Genomic DNA, 23,027 nt, shown 5'->3' on the forward strand with positions numbered 1-23,027 from the left:
CCCCCGTCCCGGCCACCTGCACTGGAGACGGTCAGCGGCATCGCCAGGTTGCGGGACGACCGGTCGGAAAAGCGACGGGGCCCACGATCCCGGTGGCGGATCGTGGGCCCCGTCGACGCGGGAACGGGCGGGTCAGCCGCCGCCGGACGGCGTCGGCGTGGCGGGCGGGTTACCGCTGGACGTGCCCGACGGGTTGCCCTGCTGGGCCTGCTGGAAGGCGGTGATCGCCTCGTCCAGCGCCTTCAACGCACGGCCGTACCGCTCGAAGTCGCCGGACGCCTGCGCGGCCTTGACCTCGGCGATGGCCGCCTGGACCCGCTGCGTGGCGGCGGCCAGGTCGGCGCTGGCCGGTGGGCTGCTCGCCCCGGGCGAGGCCGTCGGCGAGGGCGAGGTCGGGGTGCCGCCCGAGGGTGGCGGCGTCTCGCCACCAGGTGGCGGGGTGGTTCCCTGCCCGGCCCGTTTGCCCTGTTCGACGAGCTGCTTGATGCCGTCGCTGACGTTGTTGGCCAGCACCACGTACGAGCCGCCGTCGCCGTACGACAGGAGCACCTTCTGCAACAGCGGGTACGCGTCCTGCTGGTTGCTCTTGACGTAGACCGGCTCCACGTAGAGCATCCCGTTGCCGAACGGCAGCGACAGCAGGTTGCCGTACTGCACCTGGGCCTGGTTGGAGGAGAGCAGGTTCAGTTCGGTCCGGATGGTCGCGTTGTTGGTCATCTGTTGGTGCACCTGCACCGGGCCGGAGATCCGGGTCTGGTCGGGCAGCTCCAGCACCTCCAGCTTCGGCCGCCCGTCGACGTACGACCCGGAGATCAGCGCGGCGAGGTTCTGCCGCCCGTTCGGGGTGACCGCCGAGGTGAGCTGGAACCGGGGCGCGTCCTGGTTGGGGAACTGGGTGAACAGGTAGTACGGCGGCTGCTTCTGCCCGCTGTCCGGCGCGTCCGGCACGTTCGGCACCTGCCAGAAGTCCTGGCCGGAGTAGAAGTCGCCGGGGTTGGTGACGTGGAACTTGGTGAGCAGGTTGCGCTGCACCTTGAACATGTCGGCCGGGTAGCGGAAGTGGGCGGCCAGGTCGGCCGGGATGGCGCTCTTGGGCAGCACCAGGTCCCCGCCGAACGCCTTGTTCCAGGCCTTGAGCACCGGGTCGCCGTCGTCGAACTCGTAGAGCCGGACGGTGCCGTCGTACGCGTCGACGGTGGCCTTCACCGAGTTGCGCATGTAGTTGACGTTCTCCCGGGCGAGCTGGAACGTGCCCCGGTTGGTCAGCTCGTCGGTGGTCTCCTGCTGGAGGTTGATCCGCTCGGCGTACGGGTACGTCGCGGCGGTGGTGTAGCCGTCGATGATCCACTGGATCTTGCCGCCGACCACCGCCGGGTACGGGTCGCCGTCGAGGGTGAGGAACGGCGCGACCTTCTCCACCCGGTCCCGGGGGTTACGCACGTACAGCAGCTTGGAGTTGTCGTTGACCGCCTCGGAGAGCAGGAAGTTCGTCTCCTGCTCCTTGATCGAGTAGAGCAGCCGCCTGGTGAACGAGCCGATCTCGACGCCGCCCTCACCGGTGTAGGTGTAGTACTGCTCGCCGCCGGTGGTCGGGGTGGGCCGGTCGAACTCGACGTCCTTGTCCGCGCTGGTCTGGCCGACGATGGCGTAGTCGTCGGGCTGCATCCGCTCGCCGTAGTAGATCCGCGGCTGGCTGGCCGGGATCTGCTCGGCCTGCGAGGAGCACGCCTCCTGCGCCTTCTCGCCGAGGAAGCCGGAGACGAAGTACGGCTGCCCACCGCAGACCACCTGGTTGGCCGGGGCCGCGACCAGCCCGTAGCCGTGGGTGTAGACGGTGTGCCGGTTGATCCAGTTGTTCTGCTGGTCGGTCAGCTCGCCGTAGTTGATCTCCCGGACCCCGACCACGTAGTCGGAGGTCTTGTTCTCCACCGAGTAGCGGTCGATGTCCAGCTTGGGGCCGAAGTCGTAGAACCCCCGGACCTGCTGGAGCTGGGTGTACGTCTCGGAGACGAGCTGCGGGTCGAGCAGCCGGACGTTCGGCACCACCGAGGTGTCGGTGGCCAGGCTGGCCGGGGGCACCAGGTTGCTCGCCGCGTACCCCTCGGTCTGCACCTCGGATATGTCGAAGGCGTTGCGGGTGGCGTCGATGCTGCGCTGGATGTACGGGGCCTCCTTGTCCCGGGCGCTCGGCTTGACCTCGAAGGTCTGCACCGCCCAGGGGTAGATGCCGCCGATCGCGACGGCGGAGACGCCGAGCAGGGCCAGCGAGATGCCCGGCCAGACCAGGTTCCGCATCACCGCGTTGGAGAACACGATGATGGCGATGGCCACCACCACCGAGATGTACGCCAGGATCTCCTTGGCCGGCAGCAGCGCGTTGACGTCGGCGTAGCCGGCGCCGTACAGCTTGGCGCCCTCGTTGTACTCCAGCAGCATGGCCCGCCGGTCCAGCACGTACGCCACGGCCTTGAGCAGGACGAAGACCGCGACCAGCGTGCTCAGGTGGGCCCGCGCCGCGTTGGTCATCCGGTCACCGACGCCCTGCAGGCGCACCCCGCCGAAGATGTAGTGCACGGCCAGCGCGCCGATCAGGGCCAGCACCACGGCGGTGAAGCCGACCCCGAGCAGGTAGCGCCAGAACGGCAACTGGAAGACGTAGAAGCCGACGTCGATGCCGAACTCCGGGTCCTTGACGCCGAAGTCGCCGCCGTTGCGGAACAGCAGCCACTGGCTCCACCGGCCCTGGGCGGAGAGCCCGGCGAACAGGCCGAGCACCACGGCGGTGAGGCTGATCCAGGTGCCGATGCGCGGGGTGAGCAGCATCCGGTACCGCTCCAGGGTGGCCTGCTCCAGCGAGTGCGGGCGCAGCTTCGGCCGCAGCCGGTACGCCAGCCACAGGTTCCCGCCCACGAACGCGGCCAGGCCGAGCCCGACGGCGAGGAAGAGCAGCAACCGGGTGAGCAGCACACCGGTGAACACCTGGGTGTAGCGGACCTCGTCGAACCACAGCCAGTCGGTCCACGCCTGCACCCCCCAGCCCAGCAGGGTGAACAGGAGGAACACCCCGACCAGGACCCCGATGGTGACGCGTCCGCGCCGACTCATCCTCGGCAGGGGGCTGCTACGCATGGCCACTGTTTGGCTCCGCACGCTCGATGTGATCGGCTCCGGACAGGCACCCAGAGTACGGGGTGTTCCTGAACGTGTCGGGTCAGGTCGTGCCCGGGTCGCCGCCGGTGTCCCGGGGTGCCCCCGCCCTCAGCAGCGGGTCGGTTCCCCACCGGCGCGCAACGTGTCCAACGCGGTCAATGCCTCGTCCAACGAGCCGACCTTGAGCATGGGCAGACCGGGTTGCGGGTTACGGACCGCCTCGGCGCAGTTGTCGGCGGGGACCAGGAACGCCTTGGCCCCGGCCTTCTTCGCCCCGACCAGCTTCTGGGCGATGCCGCCGATCGGGCCGACCCGGCCCTCGTCGTCGATCGTACCGGTGCCGGCGATGATCTTCCCGCCGGTGAGGTCCTCCGGCTTGAGCTTGTCGATGATGCCGAGGGCGAACATCAGCCCGGCGCTCGGGCCACCGATGTCCTTCAGGTCGATCTTCAGGGTGAACGGGTGCGGCTGCCGCTGGTCGGGGACCACGCCGATGCGCGGGCGACCGTCGGATTCCCGGCTGGTCACGGTGGCGGTGCCGGCTGCGCCGTCGCGGACGTACCCGATGGTCAGCGCGGTGCCGGCGGGCTTGCCCCGGACCAGCTCGACCAGCCGGGACGCCGAGGTGACCTTCGCGCCGTCGACGGTGGTGACCACGTCACCGGCCTTGAGCGCGCCGGCCGCCGGACCGTCCGCGGCGACCTCCTTCACCACCACCTCGACCGGGTAGCCGAGCTTGACCAGCGCGGCGGTCTCGGCGCTGCTCTGCGAGTTCTGGAAGTCCTCCGCGTTGCGCTTCTCGACCTCCTCCTGCGACTCGCCCGGCGGGTAGACCAGTTCCCGGGGGACCACCGCCTCGTCCTTGGACAGCCAGCCGACGATCGCGGCGCGCAGCTTCACCGTCGGCTGCACGCCGACCGTGGTCATCCGGAGCTGACCGGCGGAGGTGGAGGTCTCCCGGCCGCTGACCTGGATGACCTCCCGGCCGTCGTTGGTGCCGAGGGTGTTCACCGTCGGCCCGGGGCCGAGCACCACGTACGGGATGGGCGCGCCGAGCACGCCGATGCTCAGCAGGGTGGTGAGCAGAGCACCGAGGAGGACGGTCACGCCACGACGTCTCATGCGGCAGAGCGTACCGACCGGTGGCGGCGGGTCCGGCGGGCTGCGGCGGACTTCGCCCTCAGCGCAACGCCGACGGCGGCTACCAGGGGCGCGGCGCGCGTACCGTAGACGTCGTGCCTGATATTCCGTTCGGTTTCGCGCTCCCGGGTGGGCAACCACCAGACCCCAACGATCCCGCGCAGATGCAGCAGTTCATGTCACAGTTGCAGCACCTGCTCTCCGCGCCGGGCAGCGGGCCGGTCAACTGGGACCTGGCCCGCCAGGTGGCCGCCAGCCAGCTCGCGGCCACGGGTGACCCGATGGCCTCCCCGTACGAACGGCACGCGGTGGAGGAGGCGCTACGCCTGGCCGACCTCTGGCTGGAGCCGGCCTCGGCCTGGCCGACGGGTATCCGCACCTCCCTGGCCTGGAACCGCAACGAGTGGATCTACAAGACGCTCGACGTCTGGCGCAAGCTCTGCGACCCGGTCGCCAGCCGGATGGTCGGCGCGATGGGTGACCTGGTCCCGCCGGAGGCCCGCGCCCAGCTCGGCCCGATGCAGTCGATGGTCGCCACCCTCGGCGGGGCGCTCTTCGGCGGTCAGCTCGGGCAGGCCCTCGGCCAGCTCGCCGCCGAGGTACTCTCCGCCGGTGACATCGGCCTGCCGCTCGGCCCGGCCGGCACCGCCGCGCTGATCCCGGCCAACATCCGGGTGTACGGCGAGGGCCTGGAGCTGCCGGAGGACGAGGTACGCCTCTACGTCGCCCTGCGCGAGGCGGCCCACCAGCGGCTCTTCGAGCACGTCCCGTGGCTGCGCGGGCACGTGCTGACCGCGGTCGAGAACTACGCGTCAGGCATCCGGGTCAACCGGGAGGCGATCGAGGAGGCGATGGGCCGGGTCGACCCGACCGACCCGGAGTCGATGCAGGCGATCGCCCTGGAAGGGATCTTCACCCCGGAGGACACCCCCGCGCAGAAGGCGTCGCTGGCCCGGCTGGAGACGGTGCTCGCGCTGGTCGAGGGCTGGGTCTGCCACGTGGTGGACAGCGCGGCGGCCGACCGGCTGCCCAACGTGGTCCGCCTCGGCGAGGCGTTCCGTCGCCGCCGGGCGGCCGGCGGGCCGGCCGAGCAGACCTTCGCCGCGCTGGTCGGCCTGGAGCTGCGCCCGCGCCGGCTGCGCGAGGCGTCGGCGCTGTGGGCGGCGTTGACCGAGCACCGGGGCATCGCCGGGCGGGACGCGGTCTGGGGCCACCCCGACCTGCTCCCCTCGGACGCCGACTTCGCCGACCCGGTGGCGTTCGCGACCACCTCGACGGATCTCGACGACGAGCTGGCCACCTTCGACTTCACCGCCCCGGGCGGCCCCGAGGAGCAGGCGCCGGGCAGCCGTCCCCGCCCCGACGACACCGACGGCGACACCGACCGGCCCTGACCGGCCCCGACGAGCCGTGCCACCGGCCGGACCGCCCGCGACCCGGGCGGGCCCGGCCGGTCGCCGTTGGTCGGTCGGCTGCGATGGCCGGGCCGGGTGCGGTAGTCGGGCCGGCTGCGGTGGCCGGGCCGGTCAGGTGCGGTGGCCGGAGAGCAGGGCGCGGGTCGCCTCCCAGCCCTCGACGGCCGGGTCCAGGGCGGCCAGGTCAGCCGGGCCGCGCAGCCGGTGCCAGCCGGGGGTGACCGCCACGTCGGCCGGGGCGGGGGCCGCGCGCCGCAGGTCCGCCGGCCCGGCGACGTCCAGGTCCAGCGCCGGCAGCCAACCGGGTACGGGCAGCCGGGACGCCACCCCGAGCAGCCCCGGGCCGCCCTCGACGGGGGCGACGGCGACGGGCCGGCTGGTCAGTGGTCGCAGCAGCTTGCCCAGGACGAGCCCCGGCAGGTCGGGGGCGTCGGGGGCGACCACGGCGGCCTGGTCGTACCCGTCGAGGGCGGCCAGCACGGCGGTGACGGTCGGCTCGGGCACCTCGTACACGGGGGTGTCGGGCCAGCGCACCGCGTCGGCGAGCCAGCGGTCGGCCGGGGTCACCGCGAGCGCGGACTCCACCTCGGCGAGGGTGGCGAACAGGTCCACCACGTCCTCGGCCAGCGCGGTACGCCAGCGCGCCGGTTCCACCCCGGGCGGCGACCAGGCCACCGGAGCGAGCAACGCCACCACCACCCGTCGGACCATTCCCCGACCCTAGTGGGCGCGGTGCGGATGATCGACTCCTGTGGGCCGGAGTAGTGCCGTCGACGCCGCCCGGACACCGCTACCTGCGCGCAGATGAGTTGATCACCCCCGGCAGGGCGGCCGACGGGGGGGCGGTCAGCCGGCGATCGGCACGGCGGAGGCGGCGGCGACCCCCTCCAGGTAGCCGCGGGCCCGTTCGGTCTTGGCGTACCGGCCGACCAGGGCCCAGAAGCGGGCGTTGTGGCTCGGCACGATGAGGTGCGCCAACTCGTGCAGCAGCACGTAGTCGAGCACCCAGTCGGGCATCTCCTGGAGCCGGTGCGAGATCCGGATGGTCCGGTCGGCGGGGGTGCAGGAACCCCATCGGCCGTTCTGGTTGGTGACCCAGCGGACGCTGGCCGGCAGGGCGTCGCCACCCTGGTCGGCCAGGTACAGGTTGATCAGGCGCAGGGCCCGGTCGAGCAGTTCGGTGTCGTTGCGGGCCAGCCGACCCTCCCGGGCGGCGAGCCGGGCGAGCATCCGGTCGACCCACTCGCTCTCCTCGGCCCGGGAGAACTGGTCCGGGATGAGCACCACGACCCGCTCGCCGTCCCGGTAGGCGGACACCGTGCGTCGCCGGCGCTGACTGCGCCGTACCTCGACGACTGGCTTCCGCGCCGCCGCCATCAGTGGGCCGCGCAGCCGTGGTTTCCTGCCACGAGGGAAAGCTAATGCGTACTGACCAGGGGTCCGCAAGGGTCAACACCCCGACACGCGCCCAGAAAATGGTGGTTAGTAGTAAGGAGTCCGAAAAAAACTGGTGGTGACCATGAGCCTGGACCCCCGTCACCCTTCGTGGCGACGCCGGAAGCCACCTTCGGGCGCGATCTCCACGGTAGGTGATCGGCCCCGACCGTGTCGCCGCACCCCCGTCCGGGGGACCTCCCAGAGGGCTCCACACGGCGTGTCCCCGGCAAACTCACTTATCCCGCCTATTTCGGGATGCACACTCTCGACGTCGACTTGCTCACAGTGTCGATGCACCGCTGACATGGAACCGCCCAGACCTGGGTAGGGTCCGCCAACCGGCGGTCACGTGGGTGGCCGCGGAGAAGGACCCGGCGCCGGCGCCCCCACGGCCCGCCGCCGGGAGCACCGCCGGACCGACGTGCCCGGCGGACGAGACGAGGAGGCTACCGTGGCCGACCAGGCCCAGACCTACAACGGTTACTGCGTGAAGTGCAAGGAGAAGCGGGACTTCGAGGGGCACGTCGAGGTCTCGAAGACCGGGATGAACATGGCCAAGGGCAAGTGTCCGGTGTGCGGCACAACAGTGAACCGCATCCTGGGCAAGGCCAAGGTCTGACCTGTCCGGGTACGACGCGGGAGGGGCGGCCCGGTGGGCCGCCCCTCCCGCGACCTCGTGTTTTGACCGTTGTGTGGGCAGGGTGGTCTGGCGGTGTGGTGTGGGTGTTCGTGGTGGTGTGGGGGTGGGGTGTTATTTGCCTTTGTGGATGGCGTTGCGGCGGATGACGGGGTAGCGGGTTCGGCGTTTGCGGCGTTTTCCGGCGGGGCGTCCGGGTCCGGGGTGTCCGGGTTTCGGGTGGCCTGGTGGTTGCCAGGCGTTGCGTAGAGCGGGCGAAACCTGTCGGCGGGTCTGGCCGGGGGTGGGGGTTGTGGTGGTGGTGGGTTCCCAGGGCAGCCGGTGGTGGGTGAGGTGGGTGCGGGTGCAGAACAGGTGGAGGTGGGCGTAGGCGTGTAGGCGGAGCCAGGTGGTCAGGGTGTCGGGTTGGCGGGGGTGGAAGTCCGGGGCGTGGGCGGTGGTCTTCAGGTAGCGGAAGTAGTGCTCGATGTCGTAGCGGGTCAGGTAGGTCATGACCAGGGTGAGTAGGTCGTGGCGGGTGCCGGAGTACCAGAGTGCGAGGTCGCCGGCGCGGCGGCTGGGGCGTAGGTGCTGGACCCGGGCGAGGAGCACGGTGCCTTCCACGATCGGGAGGGTGGTCTGGTCGGTGAATCCGCGGCTGGCGCGGGTGAGTTTGGGGTGGACGTGGTGCCAGGCCCGGACGGTGACGGTGCCGTAGATGTCGAGTGGTCCGCTGACACCGGCGTCCGGGGTCAGGTCGGGTTCGCGCAGGGTCAGCCGGAATCCGTGTCGGCGGGGCCGGCCTCCGAGTGGGTGGGCGGCCCGGTGTTCGGGTCTGGTCCACATGGTCTGCGAGGTCGCGAGTCTGACCAGGACGTCCGCGGGAATCCTGCGTTCGTGGATCAGGTGGGTGATCCGGGCCGCGGGGTAGCCGGAATCGAGGAGGAACAGCGACGGGTCGCCCGGGCGGGCGCCGTCGGCTGCGCAGATCTGTGCGATGTGGCTGACGGTGACCTCGACCAGGTCGTCGTCGGAGGTGATGCGGTCGGCCAGGACCGGCACGACCCACGAGTCCGGGGTCAGCGTCAACCGGACGACGTGCTGATACCGCCACCCGGTCTTGATCAGCGCCGCGCCACGCGGGCCGCCCGGGGTGTACTGCGGTTGCCGGTCCGGGCTGGTGGCTGCGTTCGGCCGGGGCCACGCGGTGGTATCGACGGCATACACCCGCGGCAGACCGGACCGAGCGGCGATCCGGCACGCCGCCCGCAACGCCCGGCCGGTATCGATCTCGCCGTCGCGTAACGCCCGGTACGCCGCGGCGTGCCCGGTGACCGTGCCCAGCGACAGATGCGCCGGGCAGCCACACCGTCCCTGGTCCGCGGCCAGCTCATCGACCAGCGAGAACAACGTCCTCGACCGCGACACGAGGACACCCTCGTACAACTCCCGCCGCCACGAATCCAACAAGATCCGGCCCAGCTCGCTGTCACCGGCACCGGTAGCCGCTACGCTCCTCATCGAGAACCCTGCCCATTGATGATCTTTGTGTGAGAACTCAGATCATGGACAGGGTTCTCCCTGTTCCGCTAGACCTCGACCACCACAAATCCCCACGATGGTCAAAACACGAGGACGCGGGAGGGGCGGCCCGGTGGGCCGCCCCTCCCGCGACTCCGACCCGAACCGGTCGCAGCGCCGCACGCGGCCGCCCGCGACGGCACCCGTCACCCGTCCCCTCGGACCGCTGATCTGTCGGCTGCCCGACATTACTCGCGGTGACCTGTGGATAACTCGCCGAATCCTGTGGACAGCGCTGGATCTGGCGCTGCACACCTGTGGACAACGATCGACGCACCGCAGGGACTCGGTCACGATTCGTCGTCATGAGCCCGCCCCACCCCGCGCCCTCCCACCCCGCGCCCTCCCACCCCGAGCCCTCCCGTACCGCGCTGCTGCGTCCCGCCCTGCTGCCGGGCCTCACCCGGCTCTGGCGGGACCGGCACACCCTGCAACTGGGGCTGACGCCCGGCCGGGCCGTCCTGCTGGAGGTGGCCGACTCGCGGGTCACCCGGCTGCTCGACCTGCTCGACGGCACCCGCAGTGAACGCGGCGTGCTGGCGGACGCGGCGAGCGCCCGGGTCGACCCGGGGCAGGCCCGGGGACTGATCGACACCCTGCACGCCGCCGGGCTGGTCGTACCGGCGCACACCCTGCTCCCCCGTGACCTGACCGGCCCGGACCGGGCCCGGCTGGCCGCGGAGGCCGGGGCGCTCGCCCTGGCCGCGCCCGCCCTGCCCGGCACCCCGGCCCAGGTGCTCCGTCGCCGCCGTGCCGCCAGGGTGGTGGTGGCCGGCTCGGGTCGGCTCGGCGCGCCCGTCGCCGTGGCCCTGGCGCAGGCCGGCGTCGGGCGGGTGGCGGTCGGGCTGACCGGTCCGGTGCAGCCGGGTGACCTGGTGGGCACCGGGCTGGCCGCCGCCGACGTCGGGCAGCCGCTGGCCGACGCGGTCCGGACCGCCATCGACCGCGCCGCCCCGGGCACCCGCACCCGCCAGGCCGGCCGCCACCGGGTCGAGCTGGTGGTGCAGCTCGGCACGGACCGCCCGGCGGACCTGCTCGCCACCGGGTTCGCCCGGCGTCGCCAGCCGCACCTGCTGCTCACCCTGCGGGAGGGGACGCCGGTGGTCGGCCCCCTGGTCCGGCCGCCGGTGGGACCCTGCCTGCACTGCCTGGAGCTGCACCGCACCGATCGTGACCCGGGCTGGCCCGGCCTGGCCGCCCAGCTCGCCACCGGCCCGGCCGACCAGTCCTGCGGCACCGCCACCCTGCTCACCGCCGCCGGTTACGCGGTCGCCGAGGCGCTGGCCCAGCTCGACGGCGGCACCCCGGAGACGGTGGGTGGCACGGTGGAGGTCGGGCCGGGCGGCCGGTTACGCCGTCGGGCCTGGGCCCCGCACCCGGACTGCTCCTGCTCGGGCCGCTGACGCGGGCCACCGCCCGACCGGCCACGGTCGGTCCGGGACGAACCCGTCCGGTCGGCCCGTCCGGGGCGGGCGGGGCGGCGGACGGGCGTCGCGGGGATGACGGACGGGCGTCACGGGAACACGGAACGGGGGACGGGGCCACCCAGCCCGGCTTCAGCGCAGCAGCGGGGCCACCAAGTCGGTAACAATGGCCAGGTGACCGACATCCCGCGCCGCGCCGTGTCCCGGACCGCCAAGCTCGCCGCTCTGCCGCTCGGCTTCGCCGGTCGGACCGTCCTCGGGATGGGCAAGCGCGTCACCGGCATCGCCTCCGACGTCATCTCCGCCGAGATCCAGCAACGCACCGCCGAGCAGTTGTTCAGTGTCCTCGGGCAGCTCAAGGGCGGGGCGATGAAGTTCGGCCAGGCGCTGTCGGTGTTCGAGGCGGCGTTGCCGGACGAGATCGCCGCGCCCTACCGGCAGGCGTTGACGAAGCTCCAGGAGGCCGCCCCGCCGCTGCCGGTGGCGAGCGTGCACAAGGTGCTCGCGGAGCAGCTCGGGCCGGACTGGCGGGACCGGTTCGTCGAGTTCGACGACGCCCCGGCCGCGGCGGCGAGCATCGGCCAGGTGCACCGGGCGGTGTGGCGGGACCCGGAGACCGGGGTGTCCCGGTCGGCCGCCGTCAAGATCCAGTATCCGGGCGCGGGGGACGCGCTGCTCGCCGACCTCAAGCAGCTCTCCCGGCTGGGCGGGATGTTCCGCGCCATCCAGCCCGGCCTGGACGTCAAGCCGCTCCTGGCCGAGCTGCGGGAACGGATCACCGAGGAGTTGGACTACGAGCTGGAGGCCGAGTCGCAGCGTGCCTTCGCCGCCGCGTACGCCGACGACCCGGAGATCTTCATCCCGGCGGTGCTCTCGTCGTCGCCCCGGGTGCTGGTCACCGAGTGGATCGAGGGAACACCGCTGGCGGACATCATCCGGGAGGGCACCGAGACGCAGCGCGACACCGCCGGCCGGTTGATGGCGACCCTGCACCTGTCCGCCCCGCCCCGGGCCGGGCTGCTGCACGCCGACCCGCACCCGGGCAACTTCCGGTTGCTGCCGGACGGCCGGCTCGGTGTGATCGACTTCGGCGCGGTGGCCCGGATGCCCGAGGGCACCCCGGAGCCGATCGGCCGGCTGCTCGGGCTGTCGTTGCGCGGCGACGCCGACGCGGTCGTCGCCGGACTGCGCGAGGAGGGCTTCGTCAACCCGACCGAGCCGATCGACGCCCAGGCGCTGCTGGACTACATCCGCCCGATGCTGGACCCGGTGGCGCAGGAGGAGTTCCGGTTCACCCGGGCCTGGCTGCGCGCCGAGGCGACCCGGCTGGCCAGCCCGAAGTCGCCCGCCTTCCAGTTCAGCCGGCAGCTCAACCTGCCGCCGTCGTACCTGCTGATCCACCGGGTGACGCTGGGCTCGATCGGGGTGCTCTGCCAGTTGGAGGCGAAGGCCCCCTACCGGGGGATCCTGGAGCGCTGGTTGCCCGGCTTCGCCCCGGTCGCCTGACCGGCGACGGCCGACCGACACGACGCGGGGGCGGTGACCGTGATCCGGTCACCGCCCCCGCGTATCAGTGGTGGTTTCAGAGAACGCCCAGGTCGCGAGCCGACTGGCTCCGGCTGTTCATCGCGACGGTACGGGCGGAACGGTGCGCCTCAGTGCTCGTGGTGGTACGACCGGCCTGAGGCCGGCGCATTCGAGCCCGGGACAACGCTTCGTGGAGTAGTTGCATCTCGGTTCCGTTCGGCAGGTGCAGCATCGGGGTCAACTTTCTCTGGGCCGACGACCGTCGGCGGTGGGTGGAACGGATCGGGTAGGTCAGGCTGCCAGTCGGACCGCGTTACGCGAGGTGGCCACACCACTGGCCGCCAGTCGCGCCTCGGCCTCGACCCGGAGGGCGGCATCGCGGGCGAGGTCCTCCTTGCGCGGACGGCCCCGGGGCCGCTTCCGCGGGACGACCGCGCCACGCTCGAAGATCTCGCCACCCCAGACGCCCCACGGCTCGGCCCGCTCGACCGCCCCGGCCAGGCACTCGACGCGCAGCGGGCAGTCCCCGCAGAGCGACTTGGCCAGCTCCAGGTCGGTGGGCGAGTCGGAGAACCACAGGTCGGGGTCGAACTTCCGACAGGGCAGGTTCGCCTCCAGCTCGACGCTCACGTCGAGGGGGGCCAACGCCAGACTCATCTCCCGGTCACCTCTCTCTCACTTCGATCTCGTGGATCGCATTTCCGACGTACTTCGACGGGCAAAAAACTGAGGCCGCGGATCCCGGTGAGCGGGTTCCGCGGCCTCGAGGTGAGCCGGTGGTCTGAGTGTCAGACCGGTCTACCTCGAGGTGGAACGCCGCGGACATCCATGCGCTTCTTGGCGACATCGATGCCCAGACCCGTGAAGCCACTGGTCCCCTCGACACCCGCAGTGGGCGCAACAGTCAGGTTCAGCTCGGCCTGAACCGAGACCTGGTGCACCTGCGGGATCGACGGTCGCGGAGCGGCAAGGGCCACCCACGCAGCCGACAGCGGAGCGCAGGCAGCTGGCATCGCCGCCGGACGCTCATAAGTGATGATCTCCACGGGTGCCACCTCCCTCACGTTCCTCGTGCCGATTCGGACTCAGCCCCCGTGAGCAGCCGTTATGGCGCTGCTCCCGAGGTGCGTCCTGAGGCTATTCCTCGCCACGGGGCGAGGGCAAACGAATTTACGACGAGATTTCGAGAGTTTTTTCCGGGCCGATCTCGTCGACCGTCGCGCCCGCCACCAACGCCAGCACCGCCTCGCCGTACAGGCCGAGTTTGCGGGGGCCGATGCCGGCGATCGCGATCAGCTCCTCGACCCGGCCCGGCCGCCGTTCGGCCAGCGCGACCAGGGTGGCGTCGGTGAAGACCACGTAGGCCGGGACCCGCTGCGCCCCGGCCACCCGGGCCCGCCAGTCGCACAGCCGCTCGTAGAGCTGCTCGTCGATGTCGGACGGGCAGGTGGGGCAGCGGCCCAACTTGCGGTCGGCGCCGGCGAGCAGGGTCGCGCCACAGATCCGGCAGGACACCACCGGGGCCCGCCGCCGCTCGACCGCCCGCTTCGCCGCGCCCGCACCGCCCGACCGGCCCGTACCGGCCCGTTCGCCGCCACCGCTGCGGTCCAGTTGGGGCAGGAACCGCGACGGACGGCGGGCCCGCCCACCCGGGGAGCGGGCCGACGCGTACGACAGCCAGAGCCACTGCCGGGCCCGGGTGATCCCGACGTAGAGCAGCCGCCGTTCCTCCTCGACCTGCTCCGGGGTACGGGCGTACGAGGTGGGCAGGGTGCCCTCGGAGAGACCGACCAGGAAGACCGCGTCCCACTCCAGCCCCTTGGCCGAGTGCAGGGAGGCCAGGGTCACCCCGTCCACCGTCGGCACGTGCTGCTGGGCGGCCCGCCGGGCCAGCTCGTCGTTGAAGTCGGCCAGGCTGGCCGGACGCTCCACCGTCGCGGCCTCGCCGATCGGCAGCACCTCGGGGGTGGCCGCGTACTCCTCGGCGAGCTGGACCAGGGCGGCGAGCGCCTCCCAGCGTTCCCGGGCGGCGCCACCGGGCGGGGCGGTGTCGGGCGTCCAGCCGACGGCGGTCAGCGCCTCCCGGACGGCGATCGGCAGCGGCGTCTCGCCCGGGATCGAGCGGGTGGCGGCCCGCAGCGCCACCATCGCCTGGCGGACCTCGGCGCGCTCGAAGAACCGCTCCGCCCCCTGCACCACGTACGGGACGCCGACCTCGGTCAACGCCTTCTCGTACGCCTCGGACTGGGCGTTGGTGCGGAACAGCACGGCGATCTCCTTCGCCGGGGTGCCCCCGTCGACGAGCACCCGGCAGCGGGCCGCCACCGCGGTCGCCTCGGCCGGCTCGTCGGTGAAGATCCGCAGCTCCGGTTCGGGGCCGGGCGGGCGCTGGCCGTGCAGCTCCAGCCGCAGCCGCGCCTCGGTGCCCCGGGCCTGCCCGATCACCGCGTTGGCCAACCCGACCACCTGGGGGGTGGACCGGTAGTCGCGGACCAGCCGGACCACCGTGGCCGCCCGGTGCCGGCGCGGGAAGTCGATCAGGTACGCCGAGGTGGCCCCGGTGAACGAGTAGATCGTCTGGCTGGCGTCACCGACCACTGTCACGTCGTCCCGGCCGCCCAGCCAGGCGTCGAGCAGCCGCTGCTGGAGCGGGTTGACGTCCTGGTACTCGTCGACGACGAAGTGCCGGTACTGGCCGCGTACCTGCTCGGCGACGTCCGGGTGCTCCTCGATGCCCCACACCGCGGCGCGCAGCATGTCCTCGAAGTCGATCACCCCGGAGGAGCGTTTCAGCCGCTCGTACGCGGTGAACACCTCGGCCACCCTCGCCGGCTCGTACGGCGTCTCGCGCAGCGCCCGGGTCGCGGCGACCACGTACTCCCCCGGCTCGACGAGCGACGACTTGGCCCACTCGATCTCGCCGGCCAGGTCCCGGGCGGCGGCCCGGTCGGCCCGCAGGCCGACCTTGGCGGCGGCCAGGGTGACCACCCGGACCTTGCTGTCCAGCAGCTCCGGCATGGCCCGCCCGGACAGCAGCCGGGGGGCGAAGTAGCGCACCTGGCGCAGCGCCGCCGCGTGGAACGTCCGGGCCTGTACGCCCGGCACCCCGATCAGGGCCAGCCGGTGCCGCATCTCGGCGGCGGCGCGGGCGGTGAAGGTGACCGCGAGCACGTGCCGCCCGGAGATCCCGCCGGTCAGCACCCGGTGGGCGATCCGGGAGGTCACCGCCCGGGTCTTGCCGGTGCCGGCGCCTGCCAGGACGCAGACCGGGCCGGCCGGGGCGGTCACCACCGACCGCTGCTCCGGGTCCAGCCCGGCGAGCACCGTCTCCGCCGCTGAGTGAACCGCCACAGCGAGGAATCATCTCAGCTCCGGCCGGTGTTGCACCGGTTAGCCTGGCCTGACCCGGGCCGGTGCGGCGACCCTTGGAGGATCCGACGATGTTGACCATGTATTCCACCCCGTGGTGCGGCTACTGCCACCGGCTGAAGTCGCAGCTGGACCGGGAAGGCATCGGGTACGAGGTGGTCGACATCGAGCAGGACCCGAAGGCCGCGGAGTTCGTGATGAGTGTCAACGGCGGCAACCAGACCGTGCCGACGCTGCGCTTCGACGACGGCAGCGCCCTGACCAACCCCTCCATCACCCAGGTCAAGCAGCACCTGGCCACGATCGCGGGCTGAGCCCGGTCGTACGACCCGCAGCGGCCGACCCCGGTGGGGCCGGCCGCTGCGGCGTGTCGCGGGGTCAGCGCCCGGTCAGCCGGTCACCGGTCGGGTCGGGCAGCGGACGACGGGGGGCCGGGATGCGGGCCACGGCCGGTGTCGTGGGCGGGACCGGCGGATTCGGCGGGGTGAGCCGGCGTCCCCGCCAGAGCCACAGGCCGGCGGCTGTGGTGACCACCCCGACGACCACGAAGAGCAGCCGGTAGTCGAACACGCCGACGAGCAGCGCCCCGGCCCCGATGGAGACCGCCTGCGGCCCGCTGACCAGCGCCTCGGAGGCGGCGGTGACCCGACCGAGCAGCCCCGGCGGGGTACGCCGCTGGACCAGCGTGGTCAGCCCGACCATGGTCAGCGGCAGGGACAACCCGGCGAGCAGCAGGGCCAGCACGCCGAGCCGGAGGTCCGGCCAGGCCAGGGTCAGCGCGGCCGGGCCGAACAGGGTCACCCCGACGGCGAGCGCGCCCAGTTCACCGACCCGGCGCACCACCGTCGACGAGAGCAGGCCGCCCACCAGGCCACCGATCCCCTGCACGGCGATCAGCACGCCGACGAAGGCGGCGTCGCGGCGTAGCCCCTGGTCGACGTACGCGAAGATCAGTGATTCGGTGAAGCCCATCACGAGCGAGCCCAGGCCGTAGCCGAGCAGGGCCCGGCGCAGGGCGGCCTCGCGGCCCAGGTGACGCAGCCCCGCCCCCAGCTCGGCCGGCCAGCGCAGGGCGGCGGCGGCCGGCGGTTGTTCGGTCACCCGGAGCAGTCCCACCACGGCGGCGGCGACCACGAACCCGGTCATCGCGAGGCTGGTCAGCAGCCAACCGCCGACCGCGGCGTAGAGGGCCGCGCCGGCCAGCGGGCCACCGAGGCGCAGGCCCTGTCGCACGGTCTGCAACGCCCCGTTCGCGTCGGCCAGCAGTTCGCTCGGCACGAGCTGGCGCAGCAGGCCGCTCAGGGTCGCGTGCAGGGTCAGGTAGGACAGCCCGTAGCAGGCGGCCACCACGTAGATGATCCAGACGTCGGCCCGGTCGTGGACCGCGAACAGCGGGCTGAGCAGCAGGGCCGTGCCCAGGTTCGCGGCCACGAAGAACGGCCGGCGGCGGTAGCGGTCGACCACCCAGCCGATCAGCGGGGCCAGGATCATCGGCGCGATGATCGCGAAGATCGTCGCGCCGGCCAGCCCGTCGGAGCCGGTCAGGTCCTTGACCCAGATGGCCAGGGCGAGCAGCAGCACCGACTCGGCCGCCATGCTGGCCAGCAGCGCGACGAAGAGCAGACGGAAGTCGGGGCGGCGCAGGACGGTGCGCATGGGTTCCCTCCGGCGGGGGTGGCGTCCGGCTGGACGCGTACGGGGGAACTGCCGCCGGTGGGGACGGCGTCGTCCCGGCCCGGCTGACACGTTCCACAGTCGTCTTTCTGTCGCAAGACACGCCCTCGCCGGGACCTCCGACGCCGGTCGCGCCGTCCATACTGACCGTGGGGGTCGAGTTTCATACAGTTACCGTCGCGTCTCGTGGCGGTCTACGGAATCGAGGACACCGTGCCTCCTGCCGTACCGAGCCCGATCCTGCGTCGCCGCAGGCTCGGCACTGACCTGCGTCGCCTGCGCGAGGCGGCGGGACTCACCGGCGACCAGGTGATCGAGCGGATCGGCTGGGCGTCGGCGTCGAAGCTGTCCCGGCTGGAGAACGGCCGCAGCCGGCCCGACCCGGAGGACGTGGCCGTCCTGCTCGACCTCTACCGGGCCGCCCCCGCCCTGCGGGAGGAGCTGCTGGTCATCACCGAGGAGGCCGGCGACATGCGCGCCTGGCGCAAGTCGTACCCGGTGATGACCCAGCAGCAGCTCGGCTGGGCGGAGCTGGAGGCGGGCTGCGCCCAGATCCGCGAGTACAACCCGGTCCTGGTGCCGGGGCTGTTGCAGACCGAGGGGTACGCCCGGCTGCGGATCGTCTCGGCCAACGCCGCGGCGGCGTCGGCCGACCCGTCCGCCGGGGACGATCCGGAGACCGAGGTCAAGGCACGGCTGGGCCGGCAGTCCCTGCTGGACCGCCCGGACGGTCCCCGCTACACGGCGGTGCTGGAGGAGGCGGCGCTGGGTCGCCGGGCCTGCCCGCCGGACGTGCTGCGGGACCAGCTCGCCCACCTCTGCGAGCTGGCCATGCTGCCGAACGTGACGCTGCACCTGCTGCTGCGCGACACCCGGATCGGCGAGTTCTACCTGCCGCCGACGGCCTTCTCGCTCTACCGGTTCACCGATTCGCAGGACCCGGAGACGCTGGCGATCGAAGGAGGCTTCATCGACGTCATGTCGACCGAGGCATCTACGGTAAATCGCTATAAAGTGACCTTTGAGTGGCTATGCTCGGCGGCGCTCTCCGCATCGGACACCCTTACCTGGCTCTTCGCGGCGACGGGACGGCTGACCGACACGGCGGCCTCGTCCGTGGTGGTTCCGGGTCCGACAGCAGCGCCGGCCCAACGCCGCCGACAACCTGGGCGCCTGACGGAGCGGTGACACACCGACCCGCCGGGGCCGGGCGACCGCCGCTCGTTTCGTCGAAGCAGTTCCAGGAACCAGGAGCAGAGCCATGAACGAGATCCAGACCGTGCCCGCCGACCTGCGCTGGCACAAGAGCAGCCGTAGTCAGACCTCCAACTGCGTGGAGGTCGCCCGGCTGCGTACCGCGACGACCGAGGTGGCGTTGCGGGACAGCAAGGACCCGGACGGCCCGGTGCTGCTGTTCCCGCGGGCCGACTGGCTCGGCTTCCTCCGGGGCACCCGGGACGGCCAGTTCACCCTGGACTGATCCGGTCACCGAGCGGGGTCGTCGGCAGCCTGCCGGCGGCCCCGCGTCGTCGCGCCACCACCCCCGTCACCTCCGCCCGACGACCCGCCTGAGCAGGCATCGGATGATCGGACAGGACCCGGTCGAAGGCCGGCGTTTCGCTTGCCGGGAACACCGGCGGGCGTAACATGACGATCCAGTGACATGGAAGTTCCACAACGTACCCGGCCACCCGCGGTCCGTCCGGAGACCACCATGCGTTACCTGATCGTCCGTACCGACATCCGCACCGCCGCCGACATCGACCTCGCCGCCGCCTGGGCGGGCGGAGGTTGCCTACGCAACGAGACCACCACCCCCGAACTGCGCCGCCAGACCGTGCACGCCGAGGACCGGGACGCGGCCCTGCTGCTGGCCCGGGCCCTGTCCACCGTGGGCGCGGTCCGCGCCGGCCGGCAGCGGATCAAGGTGCTGCCGCTCGGCGAACCCGGCCGACGGCACCGGAACCGGCCACCCGGCTGACCGACGTCCGTCGTGGTCGCCACCGGCCCCCGCCGGGTCGACTCCCCGTCCGGCCACGACGGCCCGTGTTCCCGGCCCGGGGCCGTCGCGGCAACGACGGCCCGGGGCCGGGACCGCAGCCGCCCCGGGCGGTCAGCAGTGGCCGTCGAGCCAGCGGTGGATCAGGAACAACGCGATCGACGACGGCGGCGGCAGGATCACCCGGTCGCCGTCCCCGGCGTCCACCGCCCGACCGGCCAGCACCGCGCCGATCTCCCGCCTGGTGAACCAGCGCGCGTACGCGATCTCCGTCGGGTCGACCCGCACCGGCTCCCCCGGGTCCGCCTCGGCCAGGTAGCCGAGCATCAGCGAGCCGGGGAACGGCCAGGCCTGGCTGCCCGCGTACGTGATCCGCTCGACCCCGACGCCGACCTCCTCGCGGACCTCGCGCAGCACGGCCGCCTCGGCGGACTCCCCCGGCTCGACGTACCCGGCGAGGCAGGAGAACCGCCGCTGCCCCGGGGTCCGTGGCCAGGTGGCGTTGTTGCCGAGCAGGCAGCGCCCGTCCGGGCCGTCCACCCCGTCGTGCACCAGGACGATCATCGCCGGGTCGGTACGCGGCCACATCCGGTGGCCGTCCGCGCCCACCCGTGACCAGCCGCCCTCGGCGACCTCGGTCCGGTGCCCCGACCGGGGCGACCAGCCGTGCCCCAGGTGCCAGTTGACCAGGGCGAGCGCGGTGGTGAAGATGCCCGCGTCCCGGTCGTCGAGCAGGTGGCCGACCTCCCGCAGGTTGGCCTCCCGGGTGCCCGGCAGCTCCGGCAGCGGGGCGTCCACCGCGAAGACCGGCACCCCGTCCGGCTCCACCCCGAGAAAGAGCGGGTACGCTTCCCCCGGCGGGCCCAGCTCGGCGGCGTCCCGCAACACCAGCACCGGCGGGTTAGCGTCGGCACGGACCAGCGCCCGCCCGTCCCGGGTCGAGTCCAGCACCAGCACCCGGGCCCGCTGCCACGCCTGCGCCAGCCACTGCGGGTCGGTACGCCGGTGCGCCGCCCGGTCCAGGGTGGACCGGGCCAGCGGCGGCGCGGTCTCCCCGCTCACACCGGCTCCGTCCGGACCGGGGTGAGGGCGGACAGCGGGCCGGCGATCCGTTCGGCGTCACCGAGCACCACGAACACCGCCCGCGCCGGGGCGAGGTAGCGGGCACCCACCTCGGCGACGTCGTCGACGGTGACCTTCGCCAGCCGGGCGGCGTGCTCGGCGAGGAAGTCCAGCCGCAGCCGGTTACCCGCGTACGCACTGGTCAGCGCGGCCAGCCCGGCCTGGGTGGAGATGCCGAGCTGGAGGGTGCCCAGGGCGTACTGGCGGGCCTGCTCCAGCTCGTCCGCCCCGGGCGGCACCGACGCCAGCCGGCCCAGCTCGTACGTGGTCTCCAGCAGGGCCGGCCCGGTCACCTCGGTGGCCACCTCGGCCCCGGCGACCAGCACCGACCCGGCCACCGAGTGCTCGACCGACGAGTGCGGGCCGTAGGTGTACCCCTTGTCCTCCCGGATGTTCTCCGTCCAGCGGGACGAGAAGTACCCCCCGAAGATCAGGTTCGCCAGTTGCAGCGCGGCATGGTCCGGATGGGTACGCGGCACCGCCGGCAACGCGATCCGCAGCGAGGACTGCACCGAACCGGGCCGGTCCACCAGCAGCAGCGGACCGGGTTCCAGCGGCGGCGCGGGCGGCAGCTCGACGCCCCGGCTGTCCCCCGTCCAGGCGCCCAACGCCTTCTCCGCCGCGTCCAGCGCGCGTTCCGGCTGCACGTCGCCGACCAGCACCAGCACCGCCTCGGCCGGGTGCACCCGCTCGGCGTGCAGCCGGCGCAGCGCCGCCGGCCGGACCGCGCGCACCTGGTCCGGCTCCGGGGTCTGCACCGCGTACGGGTGCCGGCCGTACATCCGCCGCAGCAGCGCCGTCCGGGCCAGGTGGGCGGGCTGGCTCAGCGCCACCTGGATGCGGTCCACCAGCCGGTCCCGCTCGGTCTGCACCCAGTCGGCCGGGTAGCTGGCGTCGGTCAGCACGTCGGCCAGGATCTCCAGCATCCGGTCCAGCCCGGTGACCAGGCCCGCGCCGGAGAGCATCAGCCGGTCCGGGTCCGCCCCGGCCGAGAGCCCGCCGCCGACCTTCTGCAACTCGGCGGCGATCTCGGTGGCGGTACGGGTGCCGGTGCCGGCCAGCACCGTCTCGGCGAGCATCGCGCCCCGGGCCAGGTGGGTCCGGCCGAACGGCATCCACAGCCGCAGCTCGACCAGGGGTACGGCGGGCCGGCGGACCGCGATCACGGTGAGCCCGTTCGGGAGCCGCCGCTCGGCCTGCCGGGGCAGCTTCAGCCGCCGGTTCGGACCCAACGGCGGAAGTGCCCGGTTGGCGGTGGTCATTTGGCACCTCCGGGGATGACCTCGATGGAGGCGCGGCGTTCCGGGCGCAGGGTGGCGGCGGCGGCGCGAACCTGGTCCTCGGTGACCTCGCCGACCAGCCGGGGCAGGTCGTTGAGCAGGCCCGGCTCGCCGCGCTGCTGTTCCAGCACCGCCATCCGCAGCGCCCGGCCGAGCACCGCGTCGGTGTCCCGGAGCAGGTGGGTGGCCATCCGTGCCTGGGTGCGGGCCAGTTCCCCGTCGGTCAGCCCGTCGGTGGCCAGCCGGTCCAGTTCCTCGTCGATGGTGCGCAGCGCCTTGTCCACGTCGCCACCGGGCGGCAGGTGCGCCTGGAGCAGCAGCGCGGTGGGGTCGCGGACGTCGAACGGGTCACCCATGAAACCGAGGTAGCCGCCGAGACCGGTGACGCTGCGGTCCCGCTGCACCATCCGCTCGACCAGCCGGGAGGCGTCCCCGTCGGTGAGCACCTCGGCGAGCACCACGTAGGGCAGGTAGCCGGCGAAGTCGCCGACCGGGTCGGGCACCCGCCACGCCGAGGCCACCGCCGGCAGCGGCGCCAACTGGTCGGTGTACGAGGTGCGCCGTTCGACGGTCAGGTCGGGCTCGGTGAAGTCGGGGCGCTCCGGGGCGGGCCGGGCCGGCACGTCACCGAAGTGCCGTTCGACCAGGGTGGTCGCCTCCGCGACGTCGACGTCCCCGCTCACCGCGAGCACGGCGTTGCCGCTGGCGTAGTAGCGGCGGAAGAAGTCGGCGGCGTCGGCGACGGTGGCCGACTCCAGGTCGTCGAAGGAACCGTAGCCGTCGTGCGCGTTGGGGAAGGTGTCGAACATCACCGGCGGTAGGGTCAGCCAGGGGAACCCGCCGTACGGCCGGTTGAGCACGTTGACCCGGATCTCCTCCTTGACCACGTCGACCTGGTTGCGCAGGTTCTCCTCGGTCAGCCGGGGGCCGCGCATCCGGTCGGCCTCCAGGAACAGCGCCCGTTCCAGGGCGTTGCCGGGCAGCGTCTCGTAGTAGTCGGTGTAGTCCAGGTGGGTGGAGCCGTTGAAGGTGCCGCCGGCACCCTGCACGTGCCGGAAGTGGGCCAGCTTCTCCAGGTTCTCCGAGCCCTGGAACATCAGGTGCTCGAAGAGGTGGGCGAAGCCGGTACGGCCCTGCGGCTCGGAGCGGATGCCGACGTCGTAGACCACCGCCACGCCGATCACCGAGGCGCTGCGGTCCGGGGTGAGCACCACCCGTAGGCCGTTGTCGAGGGTGAACCGCTCGACCGGGTACTTCGTCGCTGGGATTCTCGCTCTCCGGGTCGGCACGTGA

The 23,027-nt window shown here is 72.7% G+C and carries 20 protein-coding genes; 8 read left to right on the forward strand and 12 right to left on the reverse strand.

Annotated features, from left to right (window positions below; genetic code table 11):
* Positions 1-132: 132 nt before the first annotated feature.
* Together B5D80_RS13640 and B5D80_RS13645 are read right to left on the reverse strand one after the other, a co-directional pair.
* The gene (locus B5D80_RS13640; protein ID WP_211291484.1) at positions 133-3,129 is read right to left on the reverse strand and encodes a UPF0182 family membrane protein; all 2,997 of its coding nucleotides are present in this window, start codon (positions 3,127-3,129) and stop codon (positions 133-135) included.
* A gap of 129 nt (positions 3,130-3,258) precedes the next feature.
* A complete protein-coding gene (locus tag B5D80_RS13645; RefSeq protein ID WP_088644231.1) occupies positions 3,259-4,272 on the reverse strand; it encodes a YlbL family protein in 1,014 nt (337 codons plus the stop codon).
* Between the two features lie 113 nt (positions 4,273-4,385).
* Here B5D80_RS13645 and B5D80_RS13650 point away from each other — a divergent pair, with 113 nt between their 5' ends.
* Positions 4,386-5,684, forward strand: a complete 1,299-nt coding sequence (locus B5D80_RS13650; protein ID WP_088644232.1) for a zinc-dependent metalloprotease — start codon at positions 4,386-4,388, stop codon at positions 5,682-5,684.
* Positions 5,685-5,816: 132 nt separating this feature from the next.
* Here B5D80_RS13650 and B5D80_RS13655 read toward each other — a convergent pair whose 3' ends face one another.
* Complete coding sequence (locus B5D80_RS13655) at positions 5,817-6,416, reverse strand: hypothetical protein (RefSeq protein ID WP_088644233.1); 600 nt, start codon at positions 6,414-6,416, stop codon at positions 5,817-5,819.
* A 135-nt stretch (positions 6,417-6,551) separates the two neighbouring features.
* The gene (locus B5D80_RS13660) at positions 6,552-7,082 is read right to left on the reverse strand and encodes a M48 metallopeptidase family protein (RefSeq protein WP_088644234.1); all 531 of its coding nucleotides are present in this window, start codon (positions 7,080-7,082) and stop codon (positions 6,552-6,554) included.
* Between the two features lie 511 nt (positions 7,083-7,593).
* Here B5D80_RS13660 and B5D80_RS32915 point away from each other — a divergent pair.
* A complete protein-coding gene (locus B5D80_RS32915) occupies positions 7,594-7,761 on the forward strand; it encodes a DUF5679 domain-containing protein (protein WP_007464795.1) in 168 nt (55 codons plus the stop codon).
* Between the two features lie 132 nt (positions 7,762-7,893).
* Here B5D80_RS32915 and B5D80_RS34290 read toward each other — a convergent pair whose 3' ends face one another.
* On the reverse strand, positions 7,894-9,186 hold the full coding sequence (locus tag B5D80_RS34290; protein WP_245854557.1) for a transposase: 1,293 nt from the start codon (positions 9,184-9,186) through the stop codon (positions 7,894-7,896).
* 458 nt (positions 9,187-9,644) lie between these two features.
* On the opposite strand from B5D80_RS34290, the gene B5D80_RS13670 reads away from it, so the two are divergent.
* Together B5D80_RS13670 and B5D80_RS13675 are read left to right on the forward strand one after the other, a co-directional pair.
* The gene (locus B5D80_RS13670; RefSeq protein WP_088644235.1) at positions 9,645-10,742 is read left to right on the forward strand and encodes a ThiF family adenylyltransferase; all 1,098 of its coding nucleotides are present in this window, start codon (positions 9,645-9,647) and stop codon (positions 10,740-10,742) included.
* A 195-nt stretch (positions 10,743-10,937) separates the two neighbouring features.
* Positions 10,938-12,269: an ABC1 kinase family protein gene (locus tag B5D80_RS13675; protein ID WP_088644236.1), complete on the forward strand. Its 1,332-nt coding sequence runs from the start codon at positions 10,938-10,940 to the stop codon at positions 12,267-12,269.
* Positions 12,270-12,581: 312 nt separating this feature from the next.
* On the opposite strand, the gene B5D80_RS13680 is transcribed toward B5D80_RS13675, so the two are convergent.
* The 3 genes from B5D80_RS13680 to B5D80_RS13690 form a co-directional block, all read right to left on the reverse strand.
* A complete protein-coding gene (locus B5D80_RS13680; protein ID WP_088644237.1) occupies positions 12,582-12,947 on the reverse strand; it encodes a WhiB family transcriptional regulator in 366 nt (121 codons plus the stop codon).
* A gap of 131 nt (positions 12,948-13,078) precedes the next feature.
* Entirely contained in the window at positions 13,079-13,336 is a 258-nt protein-coding gene (locus B5D80_RS13685) for a hypothetical protein (RefSeq protein WP_088644283.1), read from the reverse strand.
* 124 nt (positions 13,337-13,460) lie between these two features.
* Positions 13,461-15,641, reverse strand: a complete 2,181-nt coding sequence (locus B5D80_RS13690; protein ID WP_088644238.1) for an ATP-dependent DNA helicase UvrD2 — start codon at positions 15,639-15,641, stop codon at positions 13,461-13,463.
* 89 nt (positions 15,642-15,730) lie between these two features.
* Here B5D80_RS13690 and B5D80_RS13695 point away from each other — a divergent pair, with 89 nt between their 5' ends.
* A complete protein-coding gene (locus tag B5D80_RS13695) occupies positions 15,731-15,973 on the forward strand; it encodes a mycoredoxin (protein ID WP_088644239.1) in 243 nt (80 codons plus the stop codon).
* Positions 15,974-16,037: 64 nt separating this feature from the next.
* Here the strand turns inward: B5D80_RS13695 and B5D80_RS13700 are convergent, their stop codons facing one another.
* The gene (locus B5D80_RS13700) at positions 16,038-17,315 is read right to left on the reverse strand and encodes an MFS transporter (RefSeq protein ID WP_088644240.1); all 1,278 of its coding nucleotides are present in this window, start codon (positions 17,313-17,315) and stop codon (positions 16,038-16,040) included.
* 231 nt (positions 17,316-17,546) lie between these two features.
* On the opposite strand from B5D80_RS13700, the gene B5D80_RS13705 reads away from it, so the two are divergent.
* From B5D80_RS13705 to B5D80_RS13715, 3 genes are all read left to right on the forward strand, one after another.
* Positions 17,547-18,521: a helix-turn-helix domain-containing protein gene (locus B5D80_RS13705; RefSeq protein ID WP_088644284.1), complete on the forward strand. Its 975-nt coding sequence runs from the start codon at positions 17,547-17,549 to the stop codon at positions 18,519-18,521.
* A gap of 73 nt (positions 18,522-18,594) precedes the next feature.
* Positions 18,595-18,813, forward strand: coding sequence for a DUF397 domain-containing protein (locus B5D80_RS13710; RefSeq protein WP_088644241.1), 219 nt, complete (start codon positions 18,595-18,597; stop codon positions 18,811-18,813).
* 234 nt (positions 18,814-19,047) lie between these two features.
* Positions 19,048-19,314 (forward strand): hypothetical protein, encoded by a 267-nt coding sequence (locus B5D80_RS13715; protein ID WP_088644242.1) that lies wholly within the window; start codon positions 19,048-19,050, stop codon positions 19,312-19,314.
* 132 nt (positions 19,315-19,446) lie between these two features.
* Here B5D80_RS13715 and nudC read toward each other — a convergent pair whose 3' ends face one another.
* The 3 genes from nudC to B5D80_RS13730 are packed head-to-tail and all read right to left on the reverse strand — an operon-like array spanning position 19,447 to position 23,023.
* Complete coding sequence (gene nudC, locus B5D80_RS13720; protein WP_088644243.1) at positions 19,447-20,394, reverse strand: NAD(+) diphosphatase; 948 nt, start codon at positions 20,392-20,394, stop codon at positions 19,447-19,449.
* A complete protein-coding gene (locus B5D80_RS13725; protein ID WP_088644244.1) occupies positions 20,391-21,716 on the reverse strand; it encodes a M16 family metallopeptidase in 1,326 nt (441 codons plus the stop codon). Before B5D80_RS13725 ends, nudC begins: the two co-directional genes overlap by 4 nt.
* Positions 21,713-23,023: a M16 family metallopeptidase gene (locus B5D80_RS13730; RefSeq protein WP_088644245.1), complete on the reverse strand. Its 1,311-nt coding sequence runs from the start codon at positions 23,021-23,023 to the stop codon at positions 21,713-21,715. Before B5D80_RS13730 ends, B5D80_RS13725 begins: the two co-directional genes overlap by 4 nt.
* Positions 23,024-23,027: the final 4 nt, after the last annotated feature.

This window comes from Micromonospora wenchangensis, assembly GCF_002210435.1.
Taxonomy (GTDB): Bacteria; Actinomycetota; Actinomycetes; order Mycobacteriales; family Micromonosporaceae; genus Micromonospora; species Micromonospora wenchangensis.